Genomic DNA, 24,859 nt, shown 5'->3' on the forward strand with positions numbered 1-24,859 from the left:
AAAAGTACGGGCCGGGCGCTTTACCGCAGGTCGGCCAGGGGCTGGCCAAAGTAGGCGGCCAGCCGCGCGTGCAGCAGCGCTACCAGCGCCGGGTCCTCGAAGCGGTAGTCGTCGGGAATACGCAGGTTTACCACTGGCTTACCGCGCAGCTCGGCCCCAAACTTGGCGCACAGGCGGTCGGCGTGCCTTTTCTCCATCACAAAAATGACGTCGGCCCAGCCCAGATGGCCGGCCGCTACCCGCACCCTGGCGCCCGGCTCGGTGCCCGCCGAGCGGGCTAGTAGGCTAGGGTGGCCCGCAAACAAGCCCTCGGCCGTGAGGCTGCGCCAGCGGTTCTGGCTGCAAATGAACAGAAGCTGACGGGGCGCGGGATTTTCGGGCAAAGGGATGGCGCTGGCTAGGGCAGAAAAGGTGGGCTAGCGGCGGGCCGCCGCTTTGAGCGGCTGGGCGCTCACGCCCTGGGTCGTGATTTTGACCGGCAAAATATGGCCTTGCTTGTCAAAGTGCAGCTCCTCAATGCACACCTGGCGGTGGTTGCCATCTTTGTCGCCGAGCGGGTGGCGGTGGTATACGATGTACCAGCGGTCGGTGCCGGGCACGTTGATGACGGAATTGTGGCCAGCGCCGGTGCCCACGGTGGGGTCTTGCTGCAATATTTTGCCCTCTCGCTTGAAGGGCCCCATTGGCGAGCTGCCCACGGCGTAGGCCACCGAATAGTCGGGGCCGGTCCAGCCACCCTCGCTCCACATGAAGTAGTACTTGCCCTGGCGCCGGAACATGAGCGGGCCTTCGACATACTTCTCGGGCGTTATCGACTTGAACGTGGTGCCATCGGCGAAGGGCCGGAAGCCCGTAAAATCATCCTTGAGCCGGGCAATGTTGCAGTGCTGCCAGCCGCCGTAGATGAGGTAGTACTGGCCGTCAGTGTCCTTGAACACGAACTGGTCGATGGGCTGGGCGCCGTTTTCGATGGTGCCTACCAGCGGGTGCCCTAGCAAGTCCTTAAACGGCCCGGCGGGGCTAGTGGCCACGGCCACCCCGATGCCGCCCGGCGGCTCATTGGCCTTTTCGGGGTGGTAGTCGTTGGCCCCGAAAAAGAGGTAGTATTTCTCGCCCTTGGCCACGATAGCGGGCGCCCACAGCGCCCGGTGCGCCCACTTCACGGCCGCCGTGTCGAGGACGTGCGGGTGCTTAGTCCAGTGCACGAGGTCGGGCGAGGAGAAGGCGTCGAGAAACACCTGCTGCTCGTAGGGGGCCGAGTAGGTGGGGTAAATCCAGTACTGCGAGCCGAAGATGGCCGCCTCCGGGTCGGCGTACCAGCCCGGGAAGATGGGGTTGCCGTCGCGGGTAGCTGCCGCGGGCGCCGGCCGCTGGGCCAGGGCCGCCTGGCAGACCAACGTGCCGGCCAGGGCAAGCAAGGTGTTTTTCAAAAGCATAAGCAAAAAGCTAAGCTTAGGTAAAGGCAATAGGCGGCGTAGTAAGAGCCGCGGCGGGCCGGCGGCTGCCACGCAGGCCATACCACACAATGTAGGCGTAGCAGAGCATCGGCAGCACTAGCGCCGTGCGTAGCCCGCTGTGGTCGGCTACCACCCCAAATAGCAGTGGCACCAGCGCGCCTCCCACTACAGCAGTGCATAGCAGGCCCGAGCCTTCCTCGGTGTGGCGGCCTAACCCAGCTAGGGCCAGTGGGAAAATAACGGGCCACATAATCGAGTTCATCAAGCCCACGGCCAGCAGTGTCCACATGGCGATGGAACCCGTAGTGTTAATCGAAATAAGCACCAGCGCTACGGCGCAAATGGCGTTGAAGGCTAGAAGCTTGGCTGGCGAAAATTTATTTAGCAGATAAGCGCCGCCGAAGCGGCCAACCATAGCGGCGCCCCAGTACAGCGCTACCCGGTCGCCGGCCGACTTGGGGTCGAGGCCCATTACGTCGGGCAGGGCGAGGTAGCTTACCAGGTGCGAGCCAATGGATACCTCAGCCCCAACGTAGGCGAAGATGCCCACCACCCCAAATACCAGGTTGCGATAGTGCCAGGCGCGGGTCGAGTCGGCATCAACGGCGCTGCCAGCGGCCTCGGTGGGCGGCACAATCTGGGGCAGATTTACGCGGCTCAGCAGCAGGCTGATGAGCAGTAGTGCGGTACCGATAATGAGGTAGGGCATTTGCACTGCCGTCACGTCGATGCTGGCGGCGCTGGCCGCTGTGTTAAGTTTAGGGAGCCGGCTCAAAATGAGCGCACTACCTAGCAGCGGAGCCAGAAAAGTGCCCAGCGAGTTAAATGCTTGCGTGAGCGTGAGACGCGCCGAGGCCGACCGCGCCGGCCCCAGGATAGATACGTAGGGATTGGCCGCCACCTGCAAAATGGTAATGCCCGAGGCTAGCACAAATAGCGCCCCCAGAAAGAGCCCGTACACCCGTTGCGCGGCAGCTGGATAGAACAGAAAAGCTCCCACCGCGGCTACGGCGAAGCCCAGCAGCATGCCGCGCTTGTACCCCACCCGCGCCACCAGCTTGCCAGCCGGAATGCTCATCAGGAAATAGGCCCCGAAGAAGCACAGATTAATGAAGTTGGCCTGCGCGAAGGAGAGCTGAAAAATCGCCTTCAAGTAGGGAATCAGGATGTCGTTGAGACAAGTGATGAAGCCCCACAAAAAGAAGAGCGTGGTCACGGCGCTCAGGGCCGAAGTGTAGCGCGGGGCCGGGCCGGCCGATAAAGCCGGGCCGCTAGCCGCGGCTGGCGAAGAGATAATAGGAGCAGCCATTGCGGGCGGGAAAAGGGACGAAATGAGCCCCGAAGATATTGACTGTCGCGGTAGGCACCGCGCCAAGTGATTGAAAAAAACGTTTTAGCGGTAATATTCGCCGAAAATAAGTAACTGCTTACTTTCGCCCGTCGGTCCGACCTTCGCGGCTCCTGTTCCTTTCCCACCCTCCCCATGCGTCAGCTTAACTTATTCCTTACCGCTGGCTTGCTGCTGGCCGCCCCGCTTGCTTATGCCACTGTGCGGCTGCCCGCGCTGGTGGGCTCGCACATGGTGCTGCAGCGTGGGCGGCCGGTGCCGGTGTGGGGCTGGGCCGCGCCGGGCGAAAAAGTCAGCATCGCGTTTCGGGGTAAAGCCTACGCCGCCGGCCTGCCCGATGCCAGCGGGCGCTGGCAGGCCACGCTGCCCGCCATGCCGGCCGGCGGGCCCTATGCACTCACTATCAAAGGCCAGAATACCATCGAGCTGACCGATGTACTGATGGGCGACGTGTGGCTGGCCTCGGGCCAGTCGAATATGCAGATGCCCGTGCAGGACCGCTCCGGCGGCTACCAGCCAGTGCAGAATGCCGACCAGGAAATCGCGGCCGCCAACTGGCCCAACATCCATTTCTTCACCGCCCAGCAAACTGTGGCCTACCGCCCGCAGGCCGAGGTGGCGGGCAGCGGCTGGCTGGTGTGCAGCCCGGCCACAGTAGCGCAGCTTTCGGCAGTAGCCTATTTCTTCGGCCGCGATTTGTATAAAAAATACCAGGTGCCGGTGGGCTTGCTCGTGAGCAGCTGGGGCGGCACGCCCGCCGAAGCCTGGGTGAGCGCCGAGGGGCTAGCCGCCTTCCCCGAGTTTGGGCCGCGCGTGGCCGACTTTGCCAGCAGGACTACCAGCCTGACCGACGACCAACAGGCCTACGAAACCCGGCAGCGTGAGCTGATGCGCAACATCCGGCAGTACGACAAAGGCTACCTGCCCAGTGGCCAAACCTGGGCAGCGCCTGCTTTCGATGCCCACGCCTGGCCCACCATGCCGGTGCCTGGTATCTGGGAAAGCGCGCCGGGGCTAGCCACTTACGACGGTGTGGTGTGGTTTCGGAAAGAGATTGACTTGCCCGCCAGCATGGCCGGGCAGCCGCTCACGCTGGCCCTGGGCAAGATTGACGACGCCGACAGCACGTATGTGAACGGCGTGCGCGTGGGCGCCACCAACGGCTATCAGCTGGCGCGCAGCTACCCCGTGCCGGCTGGGCTGCTGCGGCCGGGCCGCAACGTCATTGCGGTGCGCGTAGTGGACACCGGCGGCGGGGGCGGCATCACGGGTGAGCCGGGCGAGGTGGCGCTGCGCGGGGCTAGCCAGACGCTGCCGCTGGCCGGGGCCTGGCAATACCAGGTGGGGCTAGCCCCCCAGGACCAGCCCGCGCCGCCCGTACCCGGCGGGGCCGAGCACGCGCCCACCACGCTCTACAACGGCATGATAGCGCCGCTGCAACCGTATGCGCTAAAGGGAGTTATCTGGTATCAGGGTGAGAGTAATGCCGACCGCGCGGCGCAGTACCGCACGTTGTTTCCGGCGCTCATTGCCGACTGGCGCCGGCACCGGCAGCAGCCTGATTTACCTTTCCTATGGGTGCAGCTGGCCAGTTACATGGCCGCCCTGCCTCAGCCCGCGGAGTCGGCCTGGGCCGAGCTGCGCGAGGCGCAGGCCCTGGCGCTGCAAGTGCCGCACACGGGGCTAGCCACTGCCATCGACATTGGCGAGGCCAATGACATTCACCCGCACAACAAGCAGGAGGTAGGCCGCCGCCTAGCGCTGGCCGCCGAACACGCGGCCTACGGCGATAATAACGTACTGTACAGCGGGCCACAGTATGCCAGTATGGCCCCGGCAGGCGCGGCCGTGCGGCTGAAGTTCAGCCACGTGGGCGCGGGGCTAGCTGTGAAAAATGGGGCCGCGTTGCAAGGCTTTGCCGTGGCGGGGGCCGACCATAAATTTCACTGGGCCACGGCTAGGGTGGTGGGCAACGAGGTGGAGGTACAGAGCCCCGCCGTGCCCCAGCCGGTGGCCGTGCGCTACGATTGGGCCGACAACCCCAACGGCAACCTCACCAATAAAGAGAGCTTGCCCGCCTTGCCCTTCCGCACCGATACCTGGCCGCTGACCACGGCCGGCCGCAATTAGCTTTTTTCACCGAACTGTTTTTTCTTCTTCATGCCAAAACTCTTCGCGGCGCTGCTCGGCCTGAGCGCGCTGGTGGCCACCGCCGCCCTGGGCCAAACGCCGGCCGCCCCGGCTAGCCCCGCTGACCTCGTGAACCCGCTAATGGGCACCGACTCGAAGCCCGACTTTTCCAACGGCAACACCTACCCGGCCATCGTGCGGCCCTGGGGCATGAACTGCTGGCTGCCCCAAACCGGCAAAATGGGCGACGGCTGGGCCTACCAGTACGGGGCCGATAAAATCTGGGGCTTCAAGCAAACGCACCAGCCCTCGCCGTGGATGAACGACTACGGCCAGTTTTCCCTGATGCCCGGCACCGGCAAGCTCAAGGTGGACGATGCCACCCGGGGCAGTTGGTTTTCGCACAAGGCCGAAACCGCCCGGCCCTATTACTACAGCGTGTACCTCGCTGATTATGACCTCACCACCGAGATAACGCCTACCGAGCGGGCCGCCCGCTTCCGCTTCACGTTCCCCAAAACGGACAGCGCCTGGGTCGTGCTCGACGCCCTCGACAAGGGCTCGATGGTGAAGGTGCTGCCCGACCAAAAGCGCATCATCGGCTACACCACCCGCAACAGCGGCGGCGTGCCGGCCAATTTCAAAAACTACTTCATCATCGAGTTCGACCACGCGTTCACGGCTAGCCAGGTGTTCAACGGCAAGGCCCTGGCCGCCGGCGCCACCGAAGTCACGGCCGACCACGCGGTAGCCGCCGTGAGCTTCCGTACCCGCAAGGGTGAGCAGGTGCAGGCTAGGGTCGCCTCGTCGTTTATCAGCGCTGAGCAGGCCGAGCGCAATCTGCAAGAGATTGGCAATGATGATTTTGAAACGGTAAAGCAGAAAGGCAAAGCCGCCTGGAACGACGTGCTGGGCCGCATTGCCGTGGAGGGTGGCACCGACGTGCAGCAGCGTACCTTCTACTCATGCCTGTACCGGGCCTTGCAGTTTCCGCGCCGGTTTTATGAGCTCGATGCCAGCGGGCAGCCGGTGCACTACAGCCCCTTCAATGGTCAGGTGCGCCCCGGCTACCTCTACACCGATACGGGCCTGTGGGATACCTTCCGGGCGCTATTCCCGCTGCTGAACCTCGTTTATCCCGAAGAAAACGCCAAGATGCAGGCCGGCCTGGCCAACGACTACCGCGAGGGTGGCTGGCTGCCCGAGTGGGCTAGCCCCGGTTATCGCAACGTAATGGTGGGCAACAACTCGGCCTCGGTGGTGGCAGAAGCCTACCTCAAAGGCGTGCGCCCGGCCGATGCCGCCGACGCCAACGTGCTCTACGAGGCGCTCATCAAGGATGCCAACCATGCCGGGCCGCTCACGGCCGTGGGCCGCGCCGGGGTGGAGTACTACAACAAGCTCGGCTACGTGCCTTACGATGTAAAAATCAATGAGAACGCGGCCCGCACCCTCGAATATGCCTACGACGACTTCGCCATTGCGCAGCTAGCCAAGGCGCTGGGCAAACCTAAGAAGGAAATCGACCTCTACACCAAGCGTAGCCAGAACTACCGTAAGCTGTTTGACCAGCAAACCGGCCTGATGCGCGGGCGCAACCAAAACGGCACGTTCGAGACGCCGTTCAATCCCTTCAAGTGGGGCGATGCCTTCACCGAGGGCAACTCGTGGCACTACACGTGGTCGGTGTTTCACGATGTGCAGGGGCTGATGAATATAATGGGCGGCCGCCAGAAGTTTGCGGCCACGCTGGACTCGGTATTCACCCTGCCGCCCACGTTTGACGACAGCTACTACGGCGGGGTCATTCATGAAATCAGGGAGATGCAGGTGGCCGACATGGGCCAGTACGCCCACGGCAACCAGCCGGCGCAGCACGTCATTTACCTCTACAACTATGCCGCCGAGCCCTGGAAGGCCCAGTACTGGACCCGCGAGGTGCTCAACCGCCTCTACCGCCCCACGCCCGACGGCTACTGCGGCGACGAGGACAACGGCCAGACTTCGGCCTGGTACGTGTTTTCGGCGCTGGGCTTCTATCCCGTGTGCCCCACCACCGACCAGTACGTGCTAGGCGCCCCGCTCTTTCCCAAGGCCACCCTGCACCTGCCCGGCGGCCACGACGTGGTGCTGAATGCCCCCGCTAACAGCGCCGACAACCGCTACATCAACCACCTCACGGTGAACGGCCAGGACTACTCGCGCAACTGGCTTAGCCACAGCGAGCTGGTGAGAGGCGCCACGCTGAACTTCGACATGGCCCCGCAGCCGAACAAGGTGCGCGGCACCCAGCCGGGCGACGCGCCATTTTCGATGTCGAAGGCTAAATAGTCGGGCCTTATAGCGTTACCGCAGAGGTACGCCGAGAAAAACCGCTGAGGTTCGCTGAGTTGTTCAACGTAGAACTCAGCGAACCTCAGCGGTTTTTTCTCGGCGTACCTCTGCGGGAAAAATCGTTGCTAGGCCACTTCCGTCACCCGCACTTTCACGCCTTTAATCTTGGCGCCATTGAGCTTCTCCAGCAGCTCGGCAGCTTGCTTGCGCGGCACGGCTACGTAGGAGTAAAAGTCGAAGACTTCGATGCGGCCCACGGTGTGGTGCTCCAGCCCACCGACTTTCACGAAGGCGCCGACCAGGTCATGGGCGCTCACTTTGTGCTTCTTGCCGGCCGTGACGTGCAGGGTGATGGTTTCCGGGCGGGGCAGCTTATTGGCGGCGTTGGCGGGTGGGAGCGGGGCCGGCTTGAGGCGGGCCCACTGAGCGGCCTGGGCGGCGGGCCAGCTTTGCACGCGGGTTTGCTCGGGCGGGGTGGCTAGCAGGTGGGCGGTGCCGGCCACGCCGGCTCGCGCCGTGCGCCCGGCCCGGTGCTGGAAGGTTTCGGCATCGTGCGGCAGGTCGTATTGAATAACCGTATCGAGGGCCGGCACGTCGATGCCGCGGGCAGCTACATCAGTAGCTACCAGAGCCTGGGCCGAGTTGTTGCGGAGCTTCATCAGGGCTTTGTCGCGCTCGGGCTGGGGCAGCTTGCCGTGCAGCACCTCGGCGGCCACGCCCCGGCCGCGCAGAAACTGGGCCAGCTCCTCCACCTTGTCGCGGGTGTTGGCGAAGATGAGCGTCTGGCCCGTGCCGGGCTGCTGCAGTAGGTGGTAGAGGGCGGCGGGCTTTTCCTCTACGGCATTTAGCACGTGGCCGCGCAGGGTGAGTGAGGCGGGCAGGGCATCGCCAGTTATTTCACCGTTGAGGCCGCCGGCGGCCGTCAGCATGCGGGGGCGAGTGAGGTAGTCGCGCACTAGGCCCATCACCTTATCGGGCATCGTAGCCGAGAACAGCAGCGTCTGCCGGCGGCGCGGCAAGCGACTGATGATGGTTGCCATCTCCTCCTGAAACTTCAGGTCGAGTAGCTTGTCGGCCTCATCCAGTACCAATACTTTCAATTGGTTAGGAATGATGTTGCGCTTTTCGAGGTGGTCGAGCAGGCGGCCGGGCGTGGCAACTACCACGTGGGGCGTTTGCTGCAAGGTCTGCACTTCGTCGCGCATGGCGTGGCCACCGTAGAGGGCTGCCACGCGCAGGCCGGGTGCCGCCATGTACTTGCCCAGGCTCTTGAGGGCCTCGCGCACTTGTAGGGCCAGCTCGCGGGCGGGCACCAGCACGATGGCCTGCACGGCCTTGGCGCTAGGGTCAATCTGCGAGAGGATGGCTAGCCCGTAGGCGGCGGTTTTGCCCGAGCCGGTGGGGGCTTGGCCGGCCACGTCCTGCAAGTCGAGGGCAGGGCCGAGCACCAGCGCCTGCACGGGCGTGGGGTGGGTAAAATTCAGCTCGGCCAAGCCTTGTAGGAGTTCGGGCGAGAGGTTGAAATCGGAAAACGAGGCCGGGGCGGCAGAGTCAGCTTGCATAGCGCAAAGGTACGGCCCCGAAAAATGGGGAGTCAGAAAGCTAAAGAAGATAGCCAGCTAGCCTTAGGATGGCGGGTTTGCCCAAGCTAACAAGCGAAACCCTTGGCCAGGTGGCTATTTTAGTATTGATTGCACAATCGTTTGTGTAGATTTGTGGCGACCAGTAATAACTTAGATAGTTGACCAGTCACTAAGTCAATTTCTTACGGGCATCCTTACGCGCGGTACCATGACAAAGTCGCCTAGCTCACGACGAGTGAATCCTATAAACCGTATGTATGGTGCTTGCGGTACTGCTGGGCGCTGGCTAGCGGCAGCTGTGCTGCTGCTAGCCAGCAGTGGCCAACTGGCCTGGGGGCAAGCCCGGCCCTTCAAAACTGAGAAGATTCTGTACGGCGTAGCGTACTACGACGAGTATATGCCCTACGACCGCCTCGACCGGGACGTGTCAATGATGAAGGCGGCTGGTATCAATGTGGTGCGCATTGCCGAATCGACCTGGGGCACCCTGGAGCCGCAACCCGATGTATATGACTTTCATCACATTGACCGGGTGCTGGCGGCCATGCACAGGGCGGGTATCGGGGTTATTATCGGCACGCCCACCTATGCCGTGCCCACTTGGCTAGCCCGCCAGCACCCCGATGTGCTGGCCATCACCAGCCGGGGGCCAAACCAGTATGGCGCCCGCCAGAACATGGATATTACCAACGAGCACTACCGCGAGCGCTCGGAAAAGGTCATCCGAAAGCTGCTGGAGCACGTGAAAGACCACCCGGCTATTATTGGCTACCAGGTCGATAATGAAACGAAGGCCTACGGTACCAGCGGCCCCCATGTGCAGGCGCAGTTTGTGGCCTACATGCAGCGGCGCTACCCCAGCCTCGATAGCCTGAACCGGGCGCTGGGCCTCAACTATTGGAGCAACCGCATCAATTCCTGGGCCGATTTTCCGTCGGTAAACGGCAGCATCAATGCCAGCCTCAACGGCGAGTTTGCCCGCTTTCAGCGGCAGCTCGTCACCGACTTTCTGGCCTGGCAGGCCGCCATTGTGCGCGAATACAAGAAGCCGGGCCAGTTTATTACCCAAAACTTCGATTTTGACTGGTGGGGCCACACCTACGGCATTCAGCCCGAGGTCAACCACTTTGCGGCGGCGCGGGCGCTCGACGTGGCGGGCTGCGATATCTACCACCCTAGCCAGGACGAGTTGACGGGGCTGGAAATCTCGTTTGGCGGCGACGTGGCGCGCGGTATGAAGTGCGGGCAAAACTACCTGGTACTGGAAACCGAGGCGCAGGGGTTTCCGCAGTGGACGCCCTATCCTGGGCAGCTGCGGCTGCAGGCTTTCAGCCACCTCGCTTCAGGGGCCGATATGGTGGAATACTGGCACTGGAGCAGCATTCACAACTCGGCCGAGACGTATTGGAAAGGCGTGCTTAGTCACGATTTGCAGCCCAATGCCATTTATGACGAGGTCAAAACCATTGGGGCCGACATGCAGCGCCTGGGGCCGCACCTGCTGCATTTGCAAAAGAAAAACCAGGTGGCCGTGTTGTTCAGCAACGACGCGCTGACCGGTTTCAATGCCTTTGGGCCGGGCGGGGGGCCGGGGCGCAGCTACAACGGCGTGCTGCGCCAGCTCTACGACGAGCTGTATAAGCTGAACGTAAGCGTGGATTTTGTAGACCCCACTAGCCCCCGCCTGGAGCAATACAAGCTGCTGGTGGTGCCCGCCCTGTACGCCGCCCCCGACAGCCTGCTGCGCCGCCTCAACGCCTACGTGCGGCGCGGTGGGCACGTGGTGTACACCTACAAGAGTGGCTTTGCTAACCAAGACGATAAGGTGCGCACCACTACCCAGCCGGGCCTGCTTGCCGAGGCCTGTGGCGTGCGCTACGACGAGTTTACGGAGCCGCGCAACGTGGTGCTGAAGAGCGATTATTTCCAGCTAGGGGAGGGCGCGGGCAAAATAGAGAACTGGATGGAACTGCTCACCCCCACCACGGCTAAGGTGCTGGCTCGCTACGACCACCCGGCCTGGGGGCAGTACGCCGCCATCACCGAAAACCAGTACGGCCAGGGCCTGGCCACCTACATTGGGTGCCGACTCACACCCGCCCTAACTCGCACAGTGCTGGCCGATGCCGTGCGCAAAGCCGGCCTCTGGGGCCCCGACCAGCAGCTCACGTTTCCACTCATCACCAAGGCCGGGACCAACCAGCGCGGCCACCTGCTGCACTACTACTTCAACTACTCGGCTCAGCCCCAGGCGCTACGCTATCCGCACCGCAAGGGCACCGAGCTGCTGGCTGGCCGCAGCCTGGCCGCAGGCACCGAGTTGCGCCTGCCGGCCTGGGGCTTTGCCATTGTGGAGGAGGAATAGGGCTAGTGGTTCACTGTTTTTAGAAATTTAGTATGTTGATAGCCAAAAAGATACTGCCGCTTGTGTGCCTCGGCCTACTGCCGGGCCTAGCCCTGGCCCAGCGCCCCGCCCCAAAAACCGACTTCCACCAGTGGGCCGCCACGCCCCCGATGGGCTGGAACAGCTGGGACTGCTACGGCCCCACCGTGACCGAGGCCGAGGTGAAGGCCAACGCCGACTACATGGCCAAGCACCTGAAGGCCAGCGGCTGGGAATACGTGGTGGTCGATATCCGCTGGTACGTGGGCAACGACACTGCCCACGGCTACAACGAAAAAGACCCCGACTGGAACCTCGACCAGTACGGCCGCTTCGTACCCGCACCCAACCGCTTTCCCTCGGCGGCGGGCGGGCAGGGCTTCAAGCCGCTGGCCGATTATCTGCATCGCCAGGGGCTGAAGTTTGGCATTCACATTATGCGTGGGGTGCCGGTGCAGGCGGTGCAGCGCCGCCTGCCCATCAAGGGTACCCAACTCACGGCGGCCGACATTTATACCAAAGAGGGCAGTGCCGCTGGCTGCACGACATGTACACGGTGGTGGCCGACCGCCCGGGCGCGCAGGAGTATTACAACTCGCTGTTTGAGCTGTACGCCAGCTGGGGGCTCGATTTTGTGAAGATAGACGACCTCTCGGAGCCCTACCACGCGGCCGAGATAGAGCTGATTCGCAAGGCTATTGACCGCACGGGGCGCAAAATCGTGCTTAGCATGTCGCCGGGCGAAACGCCGATTGCCGATGCCCGCCACGCCCAGCAGCACGCCAATATGTGGCGCACCGTGGGCGATTTTTGGGATAGCTGGGAGCAGCTGAAAGAGCATTTCGAGGTCTGCAACCGCTGGAGCCCCTACACCATGTCCGGCGCCTGGCCCGATGCCGACATGCTGCCGCTCGGCCGCCTGGGCATCCGGGCCGAGCGCGGTGACGACCGCCCCACGCGCTTTACCAAAGACGAGCAGCGCACGCTGATGACGTTGTGGAGTGTATTCCGTTCGCCGCTAATGTTTGGCGGCGACCTGCCCAGCAACGACGCCGCTACGCTGGCGCTGCTCACCAACCCGCGGGTGCTGGCCGTGAACCAGCACAGCACCCACGGCCGCCAGCTGTGGCGGCGCGGCGACCTGGTGGCCTGGACGGCCGACGACCCCGCCACCGGCGCCAAGTACCTGGCCGTCTTCAACGCCCAGGACCAGCAGCCTGCCCCCGCCAGCGCGGCGGCTGGGGCTAGCCCGGTGCTCAGCCGGCAGCAGCCCCAGGCCACGCTCGATGTGGACATCACCGGCGCCCAGAAGCTGTACCTGGTGGTGCGTGACGGCGGCGACGGCTCGGCCTGGGACCACGCCGACTGGCTGAACCCGACCCTAGCCTTTGGGCCAACGACGACCAAGAGCCTGACTGACCTGCCCTGGCAAAGCGCCACCGCAGGCTGGGGCCAGGCCACGGTAAACAAGAGCGTGAGCGGCGGCGCGCTGCGCGTGGCTGGCCAAACCTATGCGGCCGGCATCGGCACCCACGCCAATTCGGTGCTGACCTACGCACTGCCGACCGGCGCCACCCGCTTCCGGGCCACAGTGGGCCTCGACGAGGCCGCCGCTGGCCAGAATACCGGTGGTACCTTACAATTTCTGGTGTATACGACTAGCCCCTTGCTGCCCGCCCCAGCCGATTCGGTGCAAGTGCCCGTGTCGATGGCCGACCTGGGCCTACCCGCCGGCAGCACCGTGCAAGACCTGTGGAGCGGCCGGTCGCTAGGCCCGGCCGGCAGCACCCTGGCGCCCTACGTGCGCCGCCACGGCGCCGTGCTCTACCGCATTTCGCCGCCCCGCGGGGCTAGTCGCCGCTAGGTTTTTGACACGAAAAAGAGTGGGGCCGCCGGGTATTTTTCTAACTGGCGGGCCCACTCTTTTTCGTCTAGACTACTTGCCGGGCGTGGCCAGGCCGGCGGGCACCACGCCCTCGGTGGTCATTTGCACGCGGCGCAGGGTGTTGTCTTTATTGTAAAACAGCTTGTCGATGCACACCGAGCGGTGGAAGCTGCTGCCGTGGGTATTGAGAGCACCGTTGTGGTAAATGAAATACCACTGGCTCTTAAACTCAATGATGCTCTGGTGGTTGGTGTTCGAGTTGCCGGCCACCTCATTCAGCAGTCCCTTGTATTCCCAGGGGCCCTCGAGGCTGCGGCTCATGGCGTAGGCAATTTTTTCGGGAAACCCGGTGGCGTAGCTCAGGTAGTACCAGCCTTGGCGCTTGTGCAGCCAGGGCGCCTCGGTGTAGCGCGGCAGCGTGGTGATGGGGTGGATGGGGCCGTCGAGCTCCGTCATGTTGGGCTTGAGCTTGGCCCAGTAGCACACGGTGTTGCCCCAGTAGAGGTAAGCCTGCCCCTTGTCATCTAGATATACCGTAGGGTCAATATCATCCCAGCCGATGCCGGTGGCCTTGGTCATGTCGTTGGTAATGAGGGCCGAGCCCCTGGCGTCCTTAAACGGGCCGGTGGGGCTGTCGCTCACGGCCACGCCAATGGCCTTGCCACCGATAGTGCCATGCTCCACGGCCGCGTACCAGTAAAACTTGCCGCCCCGCTCAATTACCTGCGAGGCCCAGGCGTCGGCCTTGGCCCAAGCAAAGGCCTGCACGTTGAGCGGCGAAGGGTGCTCGGTCCAGTGCACCATATCGGTGCTGGAATAACAGAGCCACTCCTTCATAAAGTACCACTCTTTGCCGGGCGGCGGGTCGTCGTGGCCGGTGTAGAGGTACACCGTGCCTTGGTGCACCAGCGCCGCCGGGTCGGCCGTGTACTTGTCGCGGATGATGGGGTTGCCATACACCGGCAGCGAGGTAGGGGCTGCCACGGACACGGGCTGGTCGGGGTTGCCGGCACCGGCCGGCGCCTGGGCCAGCACCGGGCTGGCGGCGAGCAGCAGGCCTAGCAGCTGCGTAGGCACAAAGCCCAAAGGGTTAGAAGAACGCACGTTGAGGGGAGGAGAAAAATGAGTAGGAAGACGAGCGGCTGCGCTAGTGATAAGGAAAAGTGCTCCCTTGCTGGCGCAGCCAGGTCGGGCACTAAATGGCTGATTAGCCAGGATAAACTTCAATCGGCGTGCAAAGTACACAAACGATTGTGTTTATTTGTGACCTGCTACTAACCACCTAGCGGTTTGCCTTCCGGCGGCGCTTAGTTCAACTCTACATCTAAATGAAGCTCCCGCGTCTTTCAAAAAGCTTAGCCAACAGTAAGTGGCGCATCGTTGGGGCGCTGCTGCTGAGCCTGCTGGCCCAGGTGGCGATGGCGGCCCCGCCTGCTCCCAGTGCCTATTTGTTTGTGTATTTCACCGGCAACGCCAAGGCCGAAGAAGCTATCCGCTTTGCGCTGAGCCCCGATGGCTACCACTTCACGGCCCTGAACGGTGACCGGCCGGTTATCAGCTCGGCGGCTATCAGCCGGACGGGCGGCGTGCGCGACCCGCACATTTTGCGCGGCGCCGATGGCAAGACGTTTTACATGACCGCTACCGATATGGTATCGGCCCAGGGCTGGAGCTCCAACCGCGGGCTGGTGCTGCTCAAGTCGACCGACCTGGTACACTGGACCTCCAAGGCCATTCACTTCCCGGAGCGCTACGCCAAGCAGGACGACCTAAAGCGGGTGTGGGCGCCGCAGACCATCTACGACCCGGTAGCGAAGAAATATATGGTGTATTTCTCGCTGCAATACGGCTCGGAGCCCGATAAAATCTACTACGCCTACGCCAACAAGGACTTTACCGACCTCGAAGGCGAGCCCAAGCAGCTGTTTTTTTCGCCCACCAATGGCTCGTGCATCGATGGCGACATCGTGGCCAAGGACGGTAAGTACTACCTGTTTTTCAAGACGGAAGGCAATGGCAACGGCATCAAGGTGGCCGTGTCGGACAAGCTGACCAGCGGCTACGTGCTGCGCGACAAGTACGTGCAGCAAACTGCTAGCCCGGTGGAAGGCGCCGGCACGTTTAAGCTCAACAACTCGCCCGATTACATCCTGATGTACGACATGTACACCTCGGGCCGCTACCAGTTTACGCGCACCCGCGACCTGGAGCACTTCACGGTAGTCGACCAGGACGTGCAAATGAATTTTCACCCGCGTCACGGCACGGTGCTGCCCATCACGGCGGCCGAGGGCGCCCGGCTGGCCGCCCGCTGGCTAGCCCCCGCCGCCGTGCTGCCCACCGCCAACAACCCCGCCCTGCGGCCCAACAATACGGTAGTCGACACGGTGGCCCACACGGCTACGTTTCTGGCCGTGCCAGGCACCCGGCTAGCCTCCTTCGACCCCGGCTTGGCAGCGTTGCCCGGCGTGTGCGTATCGCCCGTCGGCCCCCAAGACTTCAGTAAGGGGCCCGTGCGCTACACCGTGGCCGTGGGCAGCCGCACGCAGACGTTTGCCGTGGCCGTGCACGACTACCACAACCCCGCCCTGACCGGCTATTATGCCGACCCCGACATCCTGTACGTGCCGCAGGCCAAGCGCTTTTACCTCTACCCAACCAGCGACGGCTTCAATGGCTGGTCGGGCACGTATTTCAAGGCCTTTTCCTCGCCCGACCTCGTGCACTGGCGCGACGAGGGTGTGATTCTGGACCTGCCCAAGCAAGTGAGCTGGGAAAAGACGCGCGCCTGGGCGCCTACCATGCTAGCCCAAACCGCCCCCGGCGGGGCCACTCGCTACGCCTTCTACTTCTGCGCGGGCGCCAAAATCGGCGTGGCGCTAGGCAACTCGCCCACCGGGCCGTTTACCGATTCGGGCCAGCCCCTGCTCAATAAATTACCTGAGGGTGTGAAGGGCGGACAGCAGATTGACCCGGCGGCCTTCCACGACCCGCAGAGCGGCAAAAACTACCTCTACTGGGGCAATGGCTACATGGCCGGCGCCGAGCTGGCCGACGACCTTACTAGCCTCAAGCCTGGCTCCACGCGGGTGCTCACGCCCGACGCTACGTTTCGTGAGGGCGCCTACGTGTTCTTCCGTAAGGGCACCTACTACTTCTTGTGGAGCGAAGACGACACCGGCAGCCCCAACTACCGGGTGCGCTACGGCACGGCCACCTCGCCGCTAGGCCCCATCACGATACCAAGCAATAACTTGGTAATCAGCAAAGAGCCGGCAGCCGGTATCTACGGCACGGGCCACAACTCGGTCATTCAGGTGCCGGGGCGCGACGAGTGGTACATCGTCTATCACCGCTTCACCTACCCGCAGGGCATCACGATGAAAGGCCCCGGCTTTCACCGCGAGGTGTGCCTCGACCGGCTTGAGTTCAACGCCGACGGCAGTATCCGGCTGGTGGTACCTACGCAGGCCGGCATTGCGCCGGTGCAGCTGCCCTAGCCCGGCCTAGTGCGGAGGGTGCGTCCTGGCCTCGTCGTTTACATCCACCAGGCGGTAGCGCACGGCCGTTTTCTTGGGCCGGATGTCGAGTCCCACGTGGTGGGCGTAGGCCCAGGTAAAGGCCGCGCCGAAGTAGAATATCATGGCCGAGTAGAACACAAACAGCAGCACCAGTACCGAGCTGGCGGCCGGGCCGTAGATGGGGCCCAGGTCGCGCCCCACCAGCAGCTGGCCCAGCACGCGCTCGCCCAGCTCAATGAGCACGGCCGTGAGCAGCGCCCCGCGCCGCACCGCCCGCCAGGGCACTTTGGCCGCGCTCAGGGTGCGAAACACAAAGCCGCACCACGCTGCTAGAATGAGCAGGCTCACCAAAAAATTGAGCACCCAAATGACGTAAAAGGCAAACGTGACGTCGAAATCCGACACGAAATCGGCAAAGAGCGCCAGGGCCGCATCGGCCGAAAAAGCCAGTACCGACAGCCCGGCCGTGGCCAGCAGCACGCCCGCCGAGCGCACTCGCTCGCGCAGCGCCACCGACACCTGGCTGGTTTGGCGGCGGGGCCGTACGTGCCACAATTGATTGAGCGAGTGCTGAATAACAGTAAATAGGGTAGTGGCAATAAATACCAGGAACCCGAACCCTAGCCAGGTAAGGAGCCGGTTGCGGCCGGCGTGGGCCACGTTGTGCACCGTCTGGGCCACCAAGCCGGTGGCGGTGCTGCCGATAACCTCGCCGAGCTTGGTGAGCAGCATCATGCGGGCGCCCCGGGCCGAGTATAGCGAGCCCAGCAGCTGCACCAGGATGATGAGAATGGGCGGCAGCGCAAACGAGGTAAAGAACGCCGTGGCCGCCCCTAGCCGCAGTGGGTCGTTGGCGCCGAGCTCGCGGGCGGCGCGGCGCGCCAGCAGCCACAGCTCGACCCACCACGGGAGGCGACGCGGCGCGGGCAACGGAACAGAAGATGAAACCTTAGCCATGAGAAACTTAACGCCGGGGCGACAACATTTTGCGCCCAGCGGGGTACAAAGGGCGGCCGCCTGGTAGCCCGGCCCACTGCCCGCCCGGCAGCCGGGCGCGCTACTAACACGAACTCCCCGCGGCTAGTTACGCATGACTATCACTTCCATCTCCGCTACTGGGGTGCGGGCTCTGCCCGAGCCCCCGCCCCGCACCTGGATTCAGCGCCGGCTGGTCGACCCATTTCTAAGCTTGCTCAAGGCCGGCCTGGCGCCGGGCCGCCTGGCCCTCACGGCCGGTCTGGGCGTGGCCTTCGGGCTAGCCCCCACCTTTGGCATCACCACGCTAGTGAGCACGGCCGTGGCTTTGCGCCTCAAGCTCAACGTGGCGGCCATGCAGCTCGTGTGCCACGTGCTGAGCCCGTTGCAGCTCATTCTGCTGCTGCCTTTTCTGCGCTGGGGCGCCACCCTGCTCGGTCAGGGCCGCGAAGTGGCGCACCTGAGCATGGCCCAAATCAAGCACATGGTGAAAAGCGATGGCTGGGGCCACGTGCTGCACCTGCTGTGGCGGGCCGAGCTGGGTGCCCTTATGATTTGGGCCGTGGCCTCGGTGCCAGTGGTGCTAGGCCTCTATGTGGGCCTGCGGCCGTTGTTTCGCAAATTCATTAAGCGCCAGGAGGAAGAGGAAGTTGTCGTGGTAACTTAAACACGCCGGTTGCACAGAAAAGCAGCTCGCTGCCTACAAACAAAAGCCCGCCCTGCTTAGCTAAGCAGGGCGGGCTTTTTGGTAGCTATTGCTAGCCGTGGGTGTAGCTACGCCGTGTAAACCGGGGTCACCTCGGGCTGCTGGAAGTAGGGGTTCACGCCCTGGTCCGAAGTCAGGTCGAGCAACATCAAATCAACGTGCTGGAACGTGCCGGTGCGGCCTTCCAGCGCGGGGCCGAGCTGCTGCATAAACTCGGGGTCGTGGCTTACGGTGTCGAAGCCCAGCAGCAGGCGCGGCGGCTGGCTGTCGTCGCCCACCAGCTGCATCTGCGCCACGTAGATGGCCTTGATATCAGCGTTGTCGGCCCCAAACTGGGCTAGCGACTCGGCCAGGCCCTCGGGCAGCTCGGGGGCGCTCAGGGTCACCTGGGCATCGGCGGGCATGCCGCCGCCCTGGGTGAGCTGGCCCGTGAGCAGGGCCGTGATTTCGGCGGCGGGCAGCAGCTTGCCGGCCGGCGAGAAGGGGTTCAGCACGCAGTCCTGGCCCTGGGTCATGGCAAAAAACGCCTGGCCCGGAATGGGCGTCCAGGCGATGGTGCTGGCATCCATGCCGCCATCGCTGAGGCGCGCCTCGGAGGTGAAGATGGGCAGGCGGCCGTCTTGCAGCACTTGCAGCTGAATCTGCTGGCCTTCGGTGAGCTCTACCTGGCCGGTGCCGACGGTTTCGTCGGGGGCCAGCACCATCAGGATATTCTCCTGCAGCAGCGCCTGGTAGAAGGCCGGGCGGGCATTCTCATCAATGGGGGCTAGCAGCAGCAAGTGCTCAAGCACGTTTTGGGGCTCAAACGGAAACTCGGGAGCCGGCGGGGGGGCTAGCGGGCCCTGGCCCTGCGGCATGGGGGGCATAGGCGGAATTTGGGGCGTCGGCTCGGCCGGGGCTACGTACTTGGAGCCCTGGTAGCGGGGGCCGCTTTTAGGCGCCGCAGCGGCCGCGTCGTCGGCCGCGGGGGCGTTGGGCGCCGGGGTGGGAGGGGTGGCCGGGGCCGATTCAGGTTTTTTTAGAAAGTCGAAGAGACCCATCGCAAGGGAAAAATTAGCGTGATAAGCAAAGGTAAAGGTAGGCTAGCGCACGGCACAGGCCCGTAGTTCGGCTTCGGTGCCGGCTATGGTGCGCAGGCCGCCTGGGCCGGGGTGGTTGCCCCAGTGCCCTTCAATAAAGTTAAGCAGATTGGTGACCTGCGCCGGCGAGAGCTGGTGGTGCGTGGTCGTGTCTTGCACGCCTAGCATGAGCTGGTTGTAGCTCACGCCATTTACCACGATGGGCCCATTCAGGCCATAGCGCACAATGCAGGCGAGCTGGCCAGGGTGCTGGGCCAGGTAATCGGAGCCGGCCAGCGGCGGTATCAGCTGCCCGATGCCCTGGCCCTGCTCGCCGTGGCAGCCCGAGCAGTGCTGCACATACAACCGCTCGCCCTGATGCTGCTTGTTGGTAAAGCAACTCGGTAAGGTCAGCAAAGTGGGTAGCAGCAGCGCCGCCAGGCAGCGGCCAAGGGAAGAAGCAGTCATGAAAAGCAAAATAAAGTCGGGGCCGAGGTTTGAGCCGCTCAGGGCGTGAGGTGGCAAGCCGGGCCGGCCGTACTTTGTCCACTCACGCTAGCCCCCACTACCTTATGAGCGGCGAAACCAACCTGCCCACCTTGCTGCGGCAAATGACTCCCGTGCTGCAGGAGGGGACCTATGTTTTTTGCACCGTTGCGGCCGATTATCAGCTACCCCTGGCCGAGGTGCTGGGCACCTTCCGCGAAGCCGAAGGCCTCACGCTCATTCTTCCGCAGGCTACGGCCGACAGGCTAGGCCTGCCCTACGACTACGAGGCGGCCTGGCTCACGCTGCAGGTGCACTCGTCGCTGGCCGCCGTAGGGCTCACGGCGGCTTTTGCACAGGCGTTGGCCGGGGCTGGCCTCAGCTGCAACGTAGTAGCTGGCTACTACCACGACCACCTTTTTGTGGCGCGCCCCGATGCCGAGCGCGCCCTGCAGGTGCTGCGGCAGCTTGCGGCCAGTGCCTGAGCGCGAAGGGGCCTAGCGGGCGGCCGTGACCGGCTGGCTGTGCCGGGCCTGCACCTCGGCCAGCAGCACGGGCAGCTGCCGGATAAGTGTGTTGACGGCCACGGGGTTAAGGCCGTCGTAGGCGCCGCGCACGTAGCCCTGGTCGTCTACGAGGGCTAGCGCGCCGCTATGGGCAATGCCCCCGGGAGCCTTCAGGTCGGTTTCGGCGGCGGCCTGGTAGTTGTTGGCCAGCTTATAGGCGGCGGGGCGGTCGGGGGTGCGCAAAAAGCGCCAGGTGCTGCCCGGGGCATTTACTCCTAGCCGACGGGCGTAGTCGGCCAGTACTGCCTGCGTATCGTGCTCGGGGTCAATAGTAAACGACACAAATACCACGTTCGGATTATTGGCAAACTGCTTGTACACGCGCAGCAGCTCGCTCTGCATTCTGGGGCAGATGCCGGGGCAGGTAGCGAAGAAAAAATCGGTCACGTAGACCTTGCCTGCCAGGCTTTTAGTAGACACCTGCTTGCCCTCCTGGTCGGGCAGGCTGAAGGCGGGCACCGGCTTTTTGCCTTGGGCACCCAGGTAGGGCAGCGTAGCCGAAGTGGAGTCTTCGGCGGTATCCATGTGCACATCGGCAATGCCGGTATCGTCGGTGGCCGGGGTGACGCAGCCAGCCAGGGCCAGCAGGCCCGCTAGGGGCAGATATTTCAAAAACATAAGACGCTAAACAAGGCAACAATGAACTGGCAGCCGGCCCTACAACTAAACCGCGTCGGGCGTCCCGACGTTCGCCTGGGGCGGGCTTGCCGGGTGGGTTATTTGGGCTGAGCAGCGGTGGGGGCGGGGGCCGCAGCCTTGGGCGCCGTGGCACGGCCTAGCGTAGCCTGCGCCGAGTCGAGGGTGGTGCGCAGCTGCTGCTCGATGGCCGTGAGCTGCTTCTGCTGGTCTTGCAGGTAAGCCAGGCGCTGGGCGGCCGGCGCGGCGCTGTCGGGGGCCTGGTACTGGTGCATCCAGGTCATCATGGCGCGGTCGGCGGTCTGCATCTTGGCCTGAATGGGCGCGCTGGCGGGCACTTTAGCGGCCGTAAGCTGGGCCTTGAGGGCAAAAAGGCGCTCGGTTTGCTGCATAGCCAGTTCGTGGTGGGCCAGCAGGCTGTCTTCGAGGGCGTGGGCCTGCGCGGCGGGCGAGGCGGCTTCGGGGGTGGCAGAGGCGGTGGTATTCCGGGAGCCGCAGCCCGGCAGCACGCCCAGACTCAACAAGCCAAACGCCGCACCCAGCGGCAAAAGCAGCAGTTTTTTCATCCGGCAAAGGTCGGCAGCAATGCGCAATGAATGGTGAGCCGATGACAGTGAACAGTGAACAATGGAGTACTTGCTTGTTCATTGCTCACTATTCACTGTTCACCGATTCTAATGCAAACCCGCCAACTCGGCCGCTCCGGCCTCACTGTTTCGGCCCTCGGCCTCGGCTGCATGGGCATGTCTGACTTCTACGGCCAGCGCGACGACGCCGAAAGCCTGCGCACCCTGGCCCGTGCCCTGGAGCTGGGCGTCAGCTTCTTCGACACCGCCGACATGTACGGCCCCTACACCAACGAGGAGCTGCTCGGCAGCTTTTTCAGCGAAGACAAAACCCGCCGCCACAAAGTGGTGCTCGCCACCAAATTCGGCATCGTGCGCGACCCCAACGACCCCTCCAAGCGCGGTATCAGCGGCCGGCCCGAATACGTACGGCAGTCGGCCGAAGGCAGCCTCAAGCGCCTGGGCACCGACCACATTGACCTCTACTATCAGCACCGCGTAGACCCCAGCGTGCCCATTGAGGAAACCGTGGGCGCCATGAGTCGCCTCGTGGAAGAAGGCAAAGTGCGCTTTCTGGGCCTCAGCGAGGCCGGCGCCGAAACCCTGCGGAAGGCCCACGCCACGCACCCCATCTCGGCTCTGCAAACCGAATACAGCCTCTGGAGCCGCGACGTGGAGGTAGAAATTCTGCCCACGCTGCGCGAGCTGGGCATTGGGCTGGTGCCGTACTCGCCGCTGGGCCGGGGCTTCCTGACCGGCGAAATTCAGAAATTTGAAGACTTCGCGCCCGACGACTACCGCCGTCACTCGCCTCGCTTTCAGGGCGAAAACTTCGCCAAAAACCTTAAGCTGGTGAGCCACCTGCGCGAGCTGGCCGCCAGCAAAGGTGTAACGGCCAGCCAGCTAGCCCTCGCCTGGGTGCTGGCCCAGGGCGATGACCTGGCGCCCATTCCGGGCACCAAGCGCGTGAAGTACCTCGAAGAAAACGTGGGCGCCCTCAACGTAACCTTAACCGCCGACGAGCTGCGCCACCTCAATGAGCTGCTGCCGCTAGGGGCCGCCGCGGGCCAGCGCTACCCCGAGGCCATGATGGCTGCCGTGGGCCGGTAAATCGGGCGATAGGTATAAAGACCGTCCTGCTCATCTGGCGTCTGCTTATCGAAGCAGCTCTACCGCGCCGCTAGGGCCACTTTCCTAACGATGCAAGCGAGCTGCTTCGCCAGGCAGACGCCAGATGAGCAGCACGGTCTATTTTAATTTTTATTGGCTAGGTGCAGTTTTTGTATTGCCAACCAATAAGTTAAGCCGGCGCGGGCTGGCACACCGGGCAGGTATAAGTAGCCCGGCCGCCCACGTACGATTTAGCAATCTTTACCGCAGCGTGCCGGGGGCAAAAGGTGTGCGCATCGCTTCCCGGCGTGGCCGAATCGTCCCACTCGCGGGCGTGAATGAGAAATTCCTTCGGGAAGTGCCGATAATTGGCCTCGTGCTGAATGGCCGTCGTCAATACCTGTTGGATGGCCGCATGGAGGGCGGTAGTTTCTTGCTCAGACAGCGAGTTGCCGAGTCGCTCGGGGTGGATGCTGGCCTGAAATAGGACCTCGTCCACAATCCAGTTGCCGAGGCCGGCGGTGAGGCCCTGGTCGAGCAGCAGCGGTTTCACAAGTACCTTGCGGCGGCTTAGTTTCTGGTGCAGCTCGGCCGGGGTGATTTGCAGCGCATCGGGGCCTAGCTTTTTGGCTTTTTGGTAGGCCTCGACACTATCAGCCAGCCGAATGCGGCCAAACTTGCGTGGGTCGATAAAAGCCAGGTTCAGGCCCGAGTCGGCGAGCTGCCAGGCCACGCGGGTGAAACGCGGGGCGTCGGGCGCGTCGCGGTAGGCGCCGATGTCGCCGGTCATGCCGAAGTGCAGCACCAGCAAGCGGCCGTTGTCCAGCTCCAGAAAGCAATTTTTGCCCAGCCGGCCGGTGCCCGCGATGGTGCGGCCTAGCAGGGCCGCGCGCAGCTCGTCTTCGGGCACGGCCAGCACGTGTTTATCAAATACATCGAGGCCAGTAATGGTCTGGCCCACGGCTACTTCGTCGATAAAGCGGCGGTAGGTTTCGACTTCGGGTAATTCGGGCATGAGCCGGAGAAATTAAAGGAGAAGCTAACAAAAACGGCAGGCCAGTTTGCGCTAGCCTGCCGTTGTCAGCCAAAGCAACTGTGGAGCTTACGAAGGGTCGTGGAGCTTGGCTACGCGCTGGCCATCTTTATCGTAGACATCGCCACGGGGCGTCACGTAGAGCGGGCGCTGCTGGCCATCTTCGAGGATGAAGGGGAAGGCGGCGTTGCCGGTGCGGCGCAGGTGGCCCACCACCTGGGCCTCTTGCACGGCGCCGTCTTCGTCGGTGCTGCTTTCATCGGCCAGGCGCACCACGTTCAGGGCGCTGGTGAGGTAGAAGGGCACGTCGGGGTTATCGCGGAAGGTGAGCTGGCCCACCACGCGCACGGGGCCATTGCTGGCGCCCCGCGCCAGGGCGTCGGCCGCGTCGCGGCTGTCGTTATTGCTCGCCACCTCGTAGCTGGGCTGCCGCACCGGGCGCGGCGCAATGGCCACCGGCTGGGCCGAAGGCTGCGCGCTGCCGGACTTGGTGCTGGCCGCAATCTGGGCCGTAGCGCGGCCCCAGCCCCGGCTGATGGCCGCCAGGCGCGGCGCCCGGCCGGGGTGCGTGGCCGAGCCCGCCTCGGGCGACACAGCGGCCATCGCGGCCTGCGCCTGGGCCAGGCTGGCCCCTAGCCGCCGCAGCACGAAGCCCGAAAACTCATCGGCCTCCAGCTCATCCTGCGGCTGCGAACCGCCGGCGCGCAGGGTGTGGCCGTTGAGGTGGTGGCCCATTTCGTGCGCCAGAATGCTGATGCCCGCCCAGTCGGTGTGGCCGGCGCGGTTCACGGCCGCCAGAAAGCGCGGGTTATAGAGCAAGTAGCGCTTGCCGCCATAGACTACGGCGGCAGCGTTATCGACTTCGGTGGTAGCGCGCAGCTCGAAGCGCGGCTGCAGGCCCACGGCGTCGGTAATCTCGCGGATAATGCCTTCGGCCTGGCTGGCCGGCATATCGGTGGCGCGAGCGGCCTGGGCGGCTGCGGGTGCCGTGGCGGCGCCCAGCAGCAGGGCCGGTAATCCCAGCACAACGGCTAGCCGGCGAAAAGAACGGGAAAGCATAGTCATGGTGAAAAGCGGGAAAG

21 protein-coding genes are annotated in these 24,859 nt (G+C 63.8%); 9 read left to right on the plus strand and 12 right to left on the minus strand.

Annotated elements, in window-relative coordinates; translation table 11 throughout:
• Positions 1–20: 20 nt before the first annotated feature.
• From J4D99_RS19590 to J4D99_RS19600, 3 genes are read right to left on the minus strand one after another with little or no spacing between them, the layout of a single operon-like run.
• Positions 21–383: a low molecular weight protein tyrosine phosphatase family protein gene (locus J4D99_RS19590; RefSeq protein WP_208133442.1), complete on the minus strand. Its 363-nt coding sequence runs from the start codon at positions 381–383 to the stop codon at positions 21–23.
• 33 nt (positions 384–416) lie between these two features.
• Positions 417–1,436 carry a glycoside hydrolase family 43 protein gene (locus J4D99_RS19595; protein WP_208133443.1) on the minus strand — a complete coding sequence of 340 codons (1,020 nt, stop codon included), beginning with the start codon at positions 1,434–1,436 and terminating at the stop codon, positions 417–419.
• 16 nt (positions 1,437–1,452) lie between these two features.
• Positions 1,453–2,766: a sugar MFS transporter gene (locus J4D99_RS19600; protein ID WP_208133444.1), complete on the minus strand. Its 1,314-nt coding sequence runs from the start codon at positions 2,764–2,766 to the stop codon at positions 1,453–1,455.
• Between the two features lie 174 nt (positions 2,767–2,940).
• Between J4D99_RS19600 and J4D99_RS19605 the strand changes: the two genes are divergently transcribed.
• A complete protein-coding gene (locus J4D99_RS19605; RefSeq protein ID WP_208133445.1) occupies positions 2,941–4,935 on the plus strand; it encodes a sialate O-acetylesterase in 1,995 nt (664 codons plus the stop codon).
• A gap of 30 nt (positions 4,936–4,965) precedes the next feature.
• Complete coding sequence (locus J4D99_RS19610; RefSeq protein ID WP_208133446.1) at positions 4,966–7,266, plus strand: GH92 family glycosyl hydrolase; 2,301 nt, start codon at positions 4,966–4,968, stop codon at positions 7,264–7,266.
• 128 nt (positions 7,267–7,394) lie between these two features.
• Here the strand turns inward: J4D99_RS19610 and J4D99_RS19615 are convergent, their stop codons facing one another.
• Positions 7,395–8,831: a DEAD/DEAH box helicase gene (locus tag J4D99_RS19615; protein ID WP_208133447.1), complete on the minus strand. Its 1,437-nt coding sequence runs from the start codon at positions 8,829–8,831 to the stop codon at positions 7,395–7,397.
• Positions 8,832–9,087: 256 nt separating this feature from the next.
• Here J4D99_RS19615 and J4D99_RS19620 point away from each other — a divergent pair, with 256 nt between their 5' ends.
• From J4D99_RS19620 to J4D99_RS22050, 3 genes are read left to right on the plus strand one after another with little or no spacing between them, the layout of a single operon-like run.
• Positions 9,088–11,217 (plus strand): beta-galactosidase, encoded by a 2,130-nt coding sequence (locus J4D99_RS19620; protein ID WP_370551482.1) that lies wholly within the window; start codon positions 9,088–9,090, stop codon positions 11,215–11,217.
• Positions 11,218–11,249: 32 nt separating this feature from the next.
• A complete protein-coding gene (locus J4D99_RS22045) occupies positions 11,250–11,873 on the plus strand; it encodes an alpha-amylase family protein (RefSeq protein ID WP_208133448.1) in 624 nt (207 codons plus the stop codon).
• Positions 11,783–13,099 carry an NPCBM/NEW2 domain-containing protein gene (locus J4D99_RS22050; RefSeq protein WP_208133449.1) on the plus strand — a complete coding sequence of 439 codons (1,317 nt, stop codon included), beginning with the start codon at positions 11,783–11,785 and terminating at the stop codon, positions 13,097–13,099. Before J4D99_RS22045 ends, J4D99_RS22050 begins: the two co-directional genes overlap by 91 nt.
• A 72-nt stretch (positions 13,100–13,171) precedes the next feature.
• On the opposite strand, the gene J4D99_RS19635 is transcribed toward J4D99_RS22050, so the two are convergent.
• Complete coding sequence (locus tag J4D99_RS19635; protein ID WP_309509574.1) at positions 13,172–14,224, minus strand: glycoside hydrolase family 43 protein; 1,053 nt, start codon at positions 14,222–14,224, stop codon at positions 13,172–13,174.
• A 224-nt stretch (positions 14,225–14,448) separates the two neighbouring features.
• Here J4D99_RS19635 and J4D99_RS19640 point away from each other — a divergent pair, with 224 nt between their 5' ends.
• Positions 14,449–16,620 carry a glycoside hydrolase family 43 protein gene (locus J4D99_RS19640; protein WP_236018755.1) on the plus strand — a complete coding sequence of 724 codons (2,172 nt, stop codon included), beginning with the start codon at positions 14,449–14,451 and terminating at the stop codon, positions 16,618–16,620.
• Positions 16,621–16,626: 6 nt separating this feature from the next.
• Here J4D99_RS19640 and J4D99_RS19645 read toward each other — a convergent pair whose 3' ends face one another.
• On the minus strand, positions 16,627–17,598 hold the full coding sequence (locus tag J4D99_RS19645; RefSeq protein WP_208133450.1) for a YihY/virulence factor BrkB family protein: 972 nt from the start codon (positions 17,596–17,598) through the stop codon (positions 16,627–16,629).
• A gap of 133 nt (positions 17,599–17,731) precedes the next feature.
• Here J4D99_RS19645 and J4D99_RS19650 point away from each other — a divergent pair, with 133 nt between their 5' ends.
• Positions 17,732–18,283 carry a DUF2062 domain-containing protein gene (locus tag J4D99_RS19650; RefSeq protein WP_208133451.1) on the plus strand — a complete coding sequence of 184 codons (552 nt, stop codon included), beginning with the start codon at positions 17,732–17,734 and terminating at the stop codon, positions 18,281–18,283.
• A 107-nt stretch (positions 18,284–18,390) separates the two neighbouring features.
• Here the strand turns inward: J4D99_RS19650 and J4D99_RS19655 are convergent, their stop codons facing one another.
• Both J4D99_RS19655 and J4D99_RS19660 read right to left on the minus strand, forming a co-directional pair.
• Positions 18,391–19,362: an enhanced serine sensitivity protein SseB C-terminal domain-containing protein gene (locus J4D99_RS19655; RefSeq protein WP_208133452.1), complete on the minus strand. Its 972-nt coding sequence runs from the start codon at positions 19,360–19,362 to the stop codon at positions 18,391–18,393.
• Positions 19,363–19,404: 42 nt separating this feature from the next.
• A complete protein-coding gene (locus J4D99_RS19660; RefSeq protein WP_208133453.1) occupies positions 19,405–19,848 on the minus strand; it encodes a c-type cytochrome in 444 nt (147 codons plus the stop codon).
• 74 nt (positions 19,849–19,922) lie between these two features.
• On the opposite strand from J4D99_RS19660, the gene J4D99_RS19665 reads away from it, so the two are divergent.
• Positions 19,923–20,351 (plus strand): ACT domain-containing protein, encoded by a 429-nt coding sequence (locus J4D99_RS19665; protein ID WP_236018756.1) that lies wholly within the window; start codon positions 19,923–19,925, stop codon positions 20,349–20,351.
• A 12-nt stretch (positions 20,352–20,363) separates the two neighbouring features.
• Here J4D99_RS19665 and J4D99_RS19670 read toward each other — a convergent pair whose 3' ends face one another.
• Both J4D99_RS19670 and J4D99_RS19675 read right to left on the minus strand, forming a co-directional pair.
• Positions 20,364–21,044 (minus strand): SCO family protein, encoded by a 681-nt coding sequence (locus J4D99_RS19670; protein WP_208133454.1) that lies wholly within the window; start codon positions 21,042–21,044, stop codon positions 20,364–20,366.
• A 104-nt stretch (positions 21,045–21,148) separates the two neighbouring features.
• Positions 21,149–21,634, minus strand: a complete 486-nt coding sequence (locus tag J4D99_RS19675; RefSeq protein WP_208133455.1) for a hypothetical protein — start codon at positions 21,632–21,634, stop codon at positions 21,149–21,151.
• Between the two features lie 111 nt (positions 21,635–21,745).
• On the opposite strand from J4D99_RS19675, the gene J4D99_RS19680 reads away from it, so the two are divergent.
• Positions 21,746–22,744 (plus strand): aldo/keto reductase, encoded by a 999-nt coding sequence (locus J4D99_RS19680; RefSeq protein ID WP_208133456.1) that lies wholly within the window; start codon positions 21,746–21,748, stop codon positions 22,742–22,744.
• Positions 22,745–22,934: 190 nt separating this feature from the next.
• Here J4D99_RS19680 and mutM read toward each other — a convergent pair whose 3' ends face one another.
• Positions 22,935–23,759, minus strand: coding sequence for a DNA-formamidopyrimidine glycosylase (mutM, locus tag J4D99_RS19685; protein WP_208133457.1), 825 nt, complete (start codon positions 23,757–23,759; stop codon positions 22,935–22,937).
• A gap of 87 nt (positions 23,760–23,846) precedes the next feature.
• Positions 23,847–24,836, minus strand: coding sequence for a M48 family metalloprotease (locus tag J4D99_RS19690; RefSeq protein ID WP_208133458.1), 990 nt, complete (start codon positions 24,834–24,836; stop codon positions 23,847–23,849).
• Positions 24,837–24,859: the final 23 nt, after the last annotated feature.

The sequence above is a fragment of the Hymenobacter sp. BT559 genome (genome assembly GCF_017571525.1).
In the GTDB taxonomy this organism is placed as follows: Bacteria; Bacteroidota; Bacteroidia; order Cytophagales; family Hymenobacteraceae; genus Hymenobacter; species Hymenobacter ginsengisoli.